Below are 7,947 nucleotides of genomic sequence, written 5' to 3'. Positions count from 1 at the left end.
ACTGACCGACCAACATTACGCTGGATATTTCAGAACTTTCAAGGGATTCATCTCCGACCTATTCAAGACAATCAAAAGATTAGTAACTTAACGGATGAGAGGCGCAACATTTTGAGATTCTTTCCCAAACCTTGCCAGGAATATTATCTCTTATCTTGACGAGAGGTATTGACTTCAAGGGGTAATAAAACTTAAGCACTACTCGAACATCTCGCCGCTAGATGTTAAGTCTGATTGCCCGTTTATTCTCAACAAGCACTGTTTATTGAGAATGACCGGGGGAACTCTGAAATTTTCGGCTTAGTTGCTGGCAGCTTGCCGCCAACTCACTCCTCTAGATAAGTATTTTGGCTCACGCCCCTTCCTCTTTTGAGACGTTGTGACACTTAGGGTGCGGAATGTGGGTTCTAACCAAGTGTAGGAACAGCATAATTGCTATAACTACTGATCTGTTTAGCTTTCATCCACTAAATTTAACAGCCCATGAACGGGTAATCACCCATCATTCAGGAGTTTTTGCAATGCCAGGATTTCTTCCTTATCAAAAGATTAAAGAGCTGATCGATCAGAAATTATTAAACATATCAGACTTTGAACCATCTAACTTAGAAGCTTGCAGCTATGATTTGAGAATTGGAACAATTTTTCAACATGGTCAGATAATTAATAAAGCTCATGATAAACACTCTGAGCAGTTTGTAATAAAACCTGGTGAGGTTATTTATTTGTTGACCTGGGAAGAAATTAAGCTTCCAGAAAATATTTGTGCAACTGTTTTTCTACGAAATTTTGATAGTTCTGAAGGTCTTCTTGTTCTCAATCCAGGTCATATAGATGCTGGCTATGAGGGAGCTATTACTGTTACAGCAATTAATTTAAGAAAAACACCATTAGCTATACAAAGAGGACGAAAGATTTTGACTATAGTTTTTGAAGAAATGCTATGTAACACATCAAATCCTTATAAAAGAAATATTAGTAGACAAGAGCGAGAAGATCAGTTTAATGCTGCTTTAGTAGCACAAGATACACACAATTTATCTGAAATTATAGCTCAAGGCTCAGATTCACCTTATCCCACTAAACAAGAAGTAGAATTTATGATTGTGAAGCATTGGATAACTGTGTTGACTCTTATTTTAACCGCTGTCGCAGCTTTAACGGGAATTATTGCAGTTTGGATCAGTATGCAACCGAAATCTGAGAATAATAATCAAAATCCAATTCCCTTAGAGAGTCCAAGTCCAACACCATCTCCAAAGGGAACTCAAGGTTAGTAATAATCAAGGTAATATAAAAATGGCTAAAAGTGGTCTGATTGTATTTGATTTAGATGATACTTTGCTAAATACCAGCAATGTTTATTGGCTTGCAAGAAAGCTTTTTGTGGAAAAATTATCTGAAAAATTACAAATTAACGAAGATAAATTATACCATTTCTCTAAATGAAAACTACACATCGAATTTAAGTCACCCTTTTTAAGGGGGATTTAGGGGGATTAAACTTCTGTAGTCAGACTTTGGAGAATTGGTATTAATTGAAGAATTTGAAAAAATTGATCATCTTCAAATGCAAAAACTAAAGCATTCTCCTTATCGTTATACTCGGAGTATGATAGAAACTTATAAATCTGTTTCTCATAAGATAAATCATCAAATATCCGAGGAAACTTTAAAAGCTATTAAAGATTTTGGCCGTTTAATTTTAAAAAATACACCAAATACTATTAAGGGGGCTAAAGAAATTCTTGATTGGTCATCTCAAAACTATTCTCTTGCATTATTGACAAGAGGTGAAAATACCATTTCTCTAAATGAAAACTACACATCGAATTTAAATCCCCCTTTAAGTTCCCCTTTTTAAGGGGGATTTAGGGGGATTAAACTTCTGTAGTCAGACTTTGGAGAATTGGTATTACACAAAAATGAACTGTATAAATACTTTGATTTTATAAGAGTTGTACCTCACAAAAATGCTGAAGTTTTAAAAAAATTTATCCAAGATATAGGCTTTGATTGTCAAGATGTTTGGGTTATTGGTGATTCACTAAAATCAGATATTAATCCAGGCATTGAAATTGGAGCAAAGTGTATCTTGTACGGCTATCATCATCCACATTATCATTGGATACAAGATCATGAAAGTGTTGCATTAGGCTCTTTTTACAAAGTTGATAATTTATCAGATATTAGACAAATTCTTGAGTCAGATTCTAATTCTAATTCCGAATCGAGGTCGATGACCTGAAAAAATCCGATATTTTGCAGGACTGGCACTTGAAGCCATCGTAGGTTGGATTGACCTAAGGAAACCCAACACAGAATTAAATAACCAACTAAAATAATCTGTATTAAGCCAATAAAGCCTGTTTTATTGGTTTTCCTGCCTCCTATTAACAGTAGGCTAAAACTAATAATTAATATCATCGTCGCAATCACTCGTGGACTGGAGACAACAACTAATTATTTTTACCCGTTATCCGGAATTGGGGAAAGTAAAAACCCGTATGATTCCAGCTTTGGCAGCCGAGGGAGCCGAAGAATTGCACCGCAAACTGGCCGAATATACTCTCAGTAAATTAGCGGGTTTGAGGAGTTTTCTCTCTCTGATCATTTACTACCATGGCGGCAGCGAGGAAAAAATGCGTACTTGGTTAGGTGTGCATTATTGCTATCATTCTCAACGAGGAAAAGACTTAGGAGAAAAGATGCAAAATGCTTTTGCCGATGGTTTTGCTCAAGGGATGACAGCGATCGCTATTATTGGCACAGATTGCCCAGAAATCGGGGAAAAAGAGATTTTAGCAGCCTTTGAAGCCCTAAAAACCCACGATATGGTTTTAGGGCCGGCTCTAGATGGAGGATACTACCTAATTGCTTTAAAACAGGTCTTTCCAGAGCTTTTTGACGGTATTCCCTGGGGAACTGGAGAAGTCTTGGCAAAAACCCAGACAATCGCCGCTAAACTGGCTTTAAAAACCACTTATCTGCCTCAATTAGCTGATATTGATCGCCCGGAAGACCTGCCTATCTTAAAAAAATACCTGCCAGAATTAAGGTTGAACGATGACGGGGGTTCCCATGCGGACTAAATCAAACAACACTTTCACATCCCGATTCCGCATCCGCACACAACCATGGGAAGCGGCAGTACCGAGGGAATTTTCTGCGGGGGTGCCGTGAAAACCGATGGAATTTTTGCCGTCACTCCAAAAACCGATCCATCTTTCCCCTAGAGCACTATTGGGACCGGGGGTGCTGACTTTGCCTGTCCAGGGACTTTTCCAGACGGGATTGCGAACTAATTCCCGCACTTCAAATTTACCGGTGGGGGTTTCCCAGCCTTTTTTGCCGACGGCGACGGTAAATTGTGCTAAAACTTGCTTATCTTGATAAACGTAAACTTTTCTCTCTTTCAGTTTTAGGACCAGATGGGTAGCGAGAGTTTGATTGGCTGCGGTATTCGGGGTGACAGTGCTAATTTGGTTAGCTTGGGCCGGATATACGGGTAAACAAGTTAATCCTAATCCGATGATTAAGAGGGTCAAATTTCGTTTGAACGCCATTATTCCCACACTCCTCAATTGCGATAGCGATAATTTTTAAGGATAGCAAACAGAGAACTTTTTGGAAGCTCAAGCCGCCTACACTGTGCCAGTTTTAGCTTCGTACTGCCGACAACCTTCACAGGGACCTGGGGGATTAACCGCACAACGCAAGTGGGGGGAATAGGCATTAAAACGACAACTAAGATCACCTATAAAGGCCAGTTTATTTTCTGTCTCTACAGGGATTGACAAAAAATCACTGGCCATCACCGGGCTGTATTCGTGACGATGGCGAATCCCTCTCAAACGGTTGCTTAATCTCTGTTGGGATCGGTTAATTAACCAGAGACTAAGCAGAGAGGGAAAGAGAGCAAGGATAAAAACAAAGGTTATCCTGATCACGATTTTAGTTTAGGCGATCGCCAGTGCTGCTAACTTATTATCGAGGCCGGCGCTAGAAATTAGGCCATAACCAGGGAAGACTTAAGGGGTTCTTCCTTTTTGCTTTCATAAACTGCCGCAGGACTGGGGAATCCTCTGGTTAGTTCCCGGACTTTAATCTCACCTGCTTGCAGGGATTTGGTCAAAATTTCCATGGCAACCACGGGTTTACCGGCACCACAGAAGAATAAATCGGCGGCGAAATAGCCGTGTTCAGGCCAGGTGTGGATCGCGATATGAGATTCAGCTAAAGTCGCCGTCGCGGTAACTCCGTGGGGACTGAACTGGTGGACACACAAATCGATCAGCGTTGCTTCTCCTGCCGTAATTCCATCGAGGATAGCGCGACGAATGCGCTCGGGATCGTTGAGGAGGTCAGCAGGTACTTGCCAAGCATCGACAATCAAATGGGTTCCCAGTTTGGTCATTTTTTTTTCAATACTCCCTATCGAAAAACCTTCACAGATTTACCAGTATAACACAATTTTTCTAACTTGTGCAAAAAAGATCTGGTTTTTCTCGGTTACTTTCTCTAAAAAACTGGGACAGGGTGGGGGAGAAGGGTGTGGGGTGTGGGGTGTGGGGTGTTGGGAAAAGCGCAAGGGCCTAATTTTATCTAGGAGGGGGGACGGGATTAGTGGGGACGGTGGGACTGGGAGAAGCGGCGGGAATGGGTGGATTTTCGGGTTTACGGACTTGGGGGACGGGTAACAGATAGAAAAGTAGGGCGCAAGCGACAAGACTGCCTAATCCTGCCAAAAAAGGCACTGTTCGACTGGCCACCGATTCATTCACCTTATGGTAGCGACGGGAAACTGGCTGTAATTTTAGGGTTAGGTCAGGTAAAGTGCGAGTATCGGCAAAAAATTGGTCAATCGCTTCTATTAAATCGAATAACTGCACGGTACTGATTTCTATCTTGACTGGACTTTCTGGGATATTCAAGTCCGTTGATGGATACCAGACCAGACGATGGAGATTCTGGTCAATCTTTTCTAGGTACACATGATCTGGTTCATGGACGGGATCTTGGGGATGACGAACACCACTCAAAAATTCTTGGGCATACTGACTGACCGCTTGTACCAAATTTTCCAAGAAAACCCGACCACCTTGCAGGACTTTATTGGCCCCGACTAACCGACATTCTACGTTAGTCAAAATTGAGAGTAAAGGTCGGCTATCCCCGGGGTTAGCCGGGGCGAAATCATCGCCGAAACCATCGAGAATCAGGGTACAATTGGGCAAGCTATACTGTCTTCTCATTTTTACACTATCTCCCCATCAAATAAACTAATCCAAAACCGCTGCATTCCCGTCGTACCAGTACAAAATAATAACCGATCGAGGAGGGATAAAGCCAGTTCATTTAGGGCATTTTCATCAGCTAGATAAACCGATACTTTGGCCCGACGGGGGTTCATGCGACTGCGAAAATTGGAGCGAAATCTTTCTAGGTATTCTGATAAAAGAAAATTATTATCCACGGGTAAACCTTTTGATTCCATCTGTTGCCGCGCTAAGAGTAATTGTCGGATGGATATAGCCAGGGGTTTGGCCCGGTAACTGGCAATGATAACTAAAGCTTTTGCTTGGTCAAGGGTGAGACGGTCGAGGGTGTAGGAAATTCGCCAAGGATTAGTACAGCGTAAGCGCCAGAAAATAATCCGGTTTCTGACAATTTTATCGAGTCCTAGTTCTTTAGAGAGGGCTAACAGGGCCTCCCCGGCACCGACTTCTAAGGATTCCAACGCTAATAGCATTAAATCGATATGCTGTTGGAGATGTAGGGCGCATTGCTGACTTGCAATCGGAAAATCGGGTAAAACGCTTAAAATAACTGGTTTTTCTGGGGCTGATGCTGTAGATTCGGGCGTTAGGCTAGTAGAGGTCATGATATAGGAGAACTAAAACACAAGGGCGATCGAGTCAGGGTATTGTAAATTGTATTGTATAGATAGCTGTCCCCCATTTTACGAGACACGGAAACCGAATGGATCTGAAATCATTGATTCGCGATATTCCCGACTTTCCCAAACCGGGTATTGTCTTCCGCGATATTACTACCCTACTCAATCATCCCCAAGGATTACGTTACACGATCGATACCCTAACGGCAAAGTGTCGCGATTACGGTTTATCCCCCGATTACATTGTCGGTATGGAATCCAGGGGTTTTCTCTTTGGTGTTCCTTTAGCATACCAATTAGAAGCGGGATTTATTCCTGTCCGGAAACCGGGCAAACTACCCGCCGCCGTTCATAGTATCGAGTATGATTTGGAATACGGAAGCGATAGCCTCGAAATTCATCAGGACGCGGTGGCATCCCATCATAAAGTCCTAATTGTCGATGATTTAATCGCGACGGGAGGGACGGCGAAAGCGACGGCCGATTTATTAGAAAAAATTGGTTGTGAGGTGTTAGGATTTGCCTTTATCATCGAGTTAATCGACCTCGGTGGTCGGGAAAAATTACCCGATTTACCGATTATTACCCTCATCGATTATTAGGTTTTTTTAAGTACCTAAGCAGAATTAATTACACATTTCGCTAACACTCTGGCAAGAGTGCCTATCTCAAAAATGGCAATTAATTCTGCGCGACTATTTGTCTCCTGACTCCTGAATTGGAGTCCCCACTAGGAAATTAACTTGGCATGATTACTTATGACGGCGACCGATGATAATTATAAGGCTAAAACCGCTCGATCGAGTGCTAATGGGTTACAATCTCTCCTAACTAGCGAAACTTTTTTATATATTGTCAAGCGTGTTCTCCAGGGTTTATTAACTCTGTTGTTAGCCTCGGCCTTGAGTTTCGCTATTATCCAATTAACCCCCGGCGGTTTTCTGGCTTTGCTTGACCTTAATCCCAAGATTAGTCAGGAAACTAAAGAACAATATATTGCCCTTTTTGGTTTAAAAGACCCGCCGATTGTCCAGTATTTTAAATGGTTGTGGCAAGTGGTAACTCAGTTTAATTTTGGTCTGAGTTTTACCTATTTTCGTCCCGTGTCTTCCCTATTATTAGAGAGAATTCCAGCGACGTTATTAATGTCTTTGACTTCCATTATTTTAACCTGGGCGATTGCGATTCCCTTGGGCATTCTCAGCGCCGTCAAACAAAACCAATTTATCGATAAATTTTTTCGAGTTATCAGTTATCTTGGTCAAGGTTTTCCCAGTTTTATCACTGCCCTTTTACTGCTAATTCTCGCCCAAAATGTCTCGCCGCTTTTACCGGTGGGTGATATGACCAGTATTAACTATTCGGAATATTCCCCTATCGGTAAAGTTTTAGATATCGCTTGGCACATGATTTTACCAACTATTGCCCTGACAGTTACCAGTTTTGCAGGATTACAAAGATTGATGCGGGGACAATTATTAGATGTTCTGCGACAGGATTATATTCAAACCGCAAGGGCGAAAGGTTTACCGGAAAATAAAGTTATCTATGTCCACGCTTTACGCAATGCTATTAATCCCCTGATAACTCTTTTGGGCTTTGAATTTTCTAGTTTGTTAAGTGGGGCATTTATCGCCGAATTTTTCTTTAATTGGCCAGGATTAGGTCGCTTAATTTTGCAAGCTGTGACGGCTAAAGATTTGTATTTAGTTATGGGCAGTTTAATGATGGGTGCTACTATGTTGATTATCGGTAATCTTCTGGCTGATTTACTTCTCAAAGCTGTAGATCCTAGGATTAAATTGGAGGATTTAAAGTAGGGTGATAGGGAAATTTCAGCTAAATTTCCCACTACCCAACGGGTGCATCTCACATTTGCAGAAATAGGGACAATCAGCAATTATCAGTGACCCTTAAATTATTACAGATGTATCAGCAGCTGCGTGTAAGCATCCCACCGAAAAACTAATGCGCGGGGGGTTTGGGGGCGGCGCCACGCCCCCAACGGGGGGTTTGGGGGGTAGAACCCCCCAAAGGCTTGGATTGAG

The 7,947-nt window shown here is 41.9% G+C and carries 12 protein-coding genes; 7 read left to right on the top strand and 5 right to left on the bottom strand.

The features are described 5' to 3' along the window. The first annotated feature begins 521 nt into the window (after positions 1–521). The 5 genes from EWV60_RS22160 (at position 522) to EWV60_RS22140 (ending at position 3,092) form a co-directional block, all read left to right on the top strand. The gene (locus EWV60_RS22160) at positions 522–1,277 is read left to right on the top strand and encodes a dCTP deaminase (RefSeq protein ID WP_287234799.1); all 756 of its coding nucleotides are present in this window, start codon (positions 522–524) and stop codon (positions 1,275–1,277) included. A gap of 22 nt (positions 1,278–1,299) precedes the next feature. Beyond that, positions 1,300–1,449 (top strand): hypothetical protein, encoded by a 150-nt coding sequence (locus EWV60_RS22155; RefSeq protein WP_287234797.1) that lies wholly within the window; start codon positions 1,300–1,302, stop codon positions 1,447–1,449. Positions 1,450–1,528: 79 nt separating this feature from the next. Next, the gene (locus tag EWV60_RS22150) at positions 1,529–1,864 is read left to right on the top strand and encodes a hypothetical protein (RefSeq protein WP_287234794.1); all 336 of its coding nucleotides are present in this window, start codon (positions 1,529–1,531) and stop codon (positions 1,862–1,864) included. A gap of 45 nt (positions 1,865–1,909) precedes the next feature. Then, positions 1,910–2,248 carry an HAD family hydrolase gene (locus EWV60_RS22145; protein WP_287234792.1) on the top strand — a complete coding sequence of 113 codons (339 nt, stop codon included), beginning with the start codon at positions 1,910–1,912 and terminating at the stop codon, positions 2,246–2,248. A 193-nt stretch (positions 2,249–2,441) separates the two neighbouring features. Further along, positions 2,442–3,092 (top strand): TIGR04282 family arsenosugar biosynthesis glycosyltransferase, encoded by a 651-nt coding sequence (locus EWV60_RS22140; RefSeq protein ID WP_287234789.1) that lies wholly within the window; start codon positions 2,442–2,444, stop codon positions 3,090–3,092. Here EWV60_RS22140 and EWV60_RS22135 read toward each other — a convergent pair. The 5 genes from EWV60_RS22135 to EWV60_RS22115 form a co-directional block, all read right to left on the bottom strand. Then, positions 3,054–3,566: a L,D-transpeptidase gene (locus EWV60_RS22135; RefSeq protein ID WP_016516415.1), complete on the bottom strand. Its 513-nt coding sequence runs from the start codon at positions 3,564–3,566 to the stop codon at positions 3,054–3,056. The two genes, EWV60_RS22140 and EWV60_RS22135, sit on opposite strands and share 39 nt — an antisense overlap. A gap of 78 nt (positions 3,567–3,644) precedes the next feature. Continuing rightward, on the bottom strand, positions 3,645–3,950 hold the full coding sequence (locus tag EWV60_RS22130) for a DUF6464 family protein (protein WP_287234787.1): 306 nt from the start codon (positions 3,948–3,950) through the stop codon (positions 3,645–3,647). A 59-nt stretch (positions 3,951–4,009) separates the two neighbouring features. Then, positions 4,010–4,417 (bottom strand): adenosylmethionine decarboxylase, encoded by a 408-nt coding sequence (speD, locus tag EWV60_RS22125; protein ID WP_002754975.1) that lies wholly within the window; start codon positions 4,415–4,417, stop codon positions 4,010–4,012. Between the two features lie 184 nt (positions 4,418–4,601). Next, a complete protein-coding gene (locus EWV60_RS22120; RefSeq protein ID WP_287234785.1) occupies positions 4,602–5,255 on the bottom strand; it encodes a DUF4335 domain-containing protein in 654 nt (217 codons plus the stop codon). Between the two features lie 2 nt (positions 5,256–5,257). Further along, positions 5,258–5,884, bottom strand: a complete 627-nt coding sequence (locus EWV60_RS22115) for a DUF3038 domain-containing protein (RefSeq protein ID WP_002742075.1) — start codon at positions 5,882–5,884, stop codon at positions 5,258–5,260. Between the two features lie 98 nt (positions 5,885–5,982). Here EWV60_RS22115 and EWV60_RS22110 point away from each other — a divergent pair, with 98 nt between their 5' ends. Further along, positions 5,983–6,501, top strand: a complete 519-nt coding sequence (locus tag EWV60_RS22110; protein ID WP_002737799.1) for an adenine phosphoribosyltransferase — start codon at positions 5,983–5,985, stop codon at positions 6,499–6,501. A gap of 156 nt (positions 6,502–6,657) precedes the next feature. Beyond that, positions 6,658–7,719: an ABC transporter permease gene (locus EWV60_RS22105; protein ID WP_002736873.1), complete on the top strand. Its 1,062-nt coding sequence runs from the start codon at positions 6,658–6,660 to the stop codon at positions 7,717–7,719. Positions 7,720–7,947 lie beyond the last annotated feature (228 nt).

This window comes from Microcystis sp. Msp_OC_L_20101000_S702 (assembly GCF_007095705.1).
In the GTDB taxonomy this organism is placed as follows: domain Bacteria; phylum Cyanobacteriota; class Cyanobacteriia; order Cyanobacteriales; family Microcystaceae; genus Microcystis; species Microcystis ichthyoblabe_A.
This window is presented reverse-complemented; position numbering and strand designations above follow the sequence as displayed.

Excerpts from the sequence above, each read along its gene's own strand:
- EWV60_RS22160 (WP_287234799.1), top strand. The coding sequence starts at position 522 with ATGCCAGGATTTCTTCCTTATCAAAAGATTAAAGAGCTGATCGATCAG.
- EWV60_RS22155 (WP_287234797.1), top strand. The coding sequence starts at position 1,300 with ATGGCTAAAAGTGGTCTGATTGTATTTGATTTAGATGATACTTTGCTA.
- EWV60_RS22135 (WP_016516415.1), bottom strand. The coding sequence starts at position 3,566 with ATGGCGTTCAAACGAAATTTGACCCTCTTAATCATCGGATTAGGATTA.
- speD (WP_002754975.1), bottom strand. The coding sequence starts at position 4,417 with ATGACCAAACTGGGAACCCATTTGATTGTCGATGCTTGGCAAGTACCT.
- EWV60_RS22120 (WP_287234785.1), bottom strand. The coding sequence starts at position 5,255 with ATGAGAAGACAGTATAGCTTGCCCAATTGTACCCTGATTCTCGATGGT.
- EWV60_RS22115 (WP_002742075.1), bottom strand. The coding sequence starts at position 5,884 with ATGACCTCTACTAGCCTAACGCCCGAATCTACAGCATCAGCCCCAGAA.
- EWV60_RS22110 (WP_002737799.1), top strand. The coding sequence starts at position 5,983 with ATGGATCTGAAATCATTGATTCGCGATATTCCCGACTTTCCCAAACCG.
- EWV60_RS22105 (WP_002736873.1), top strand. The coding sequence starts at position 6,658 with ATGACGGCGACCGATGATAATTATAAGGCTAAAACCGCTCGATCGAGT.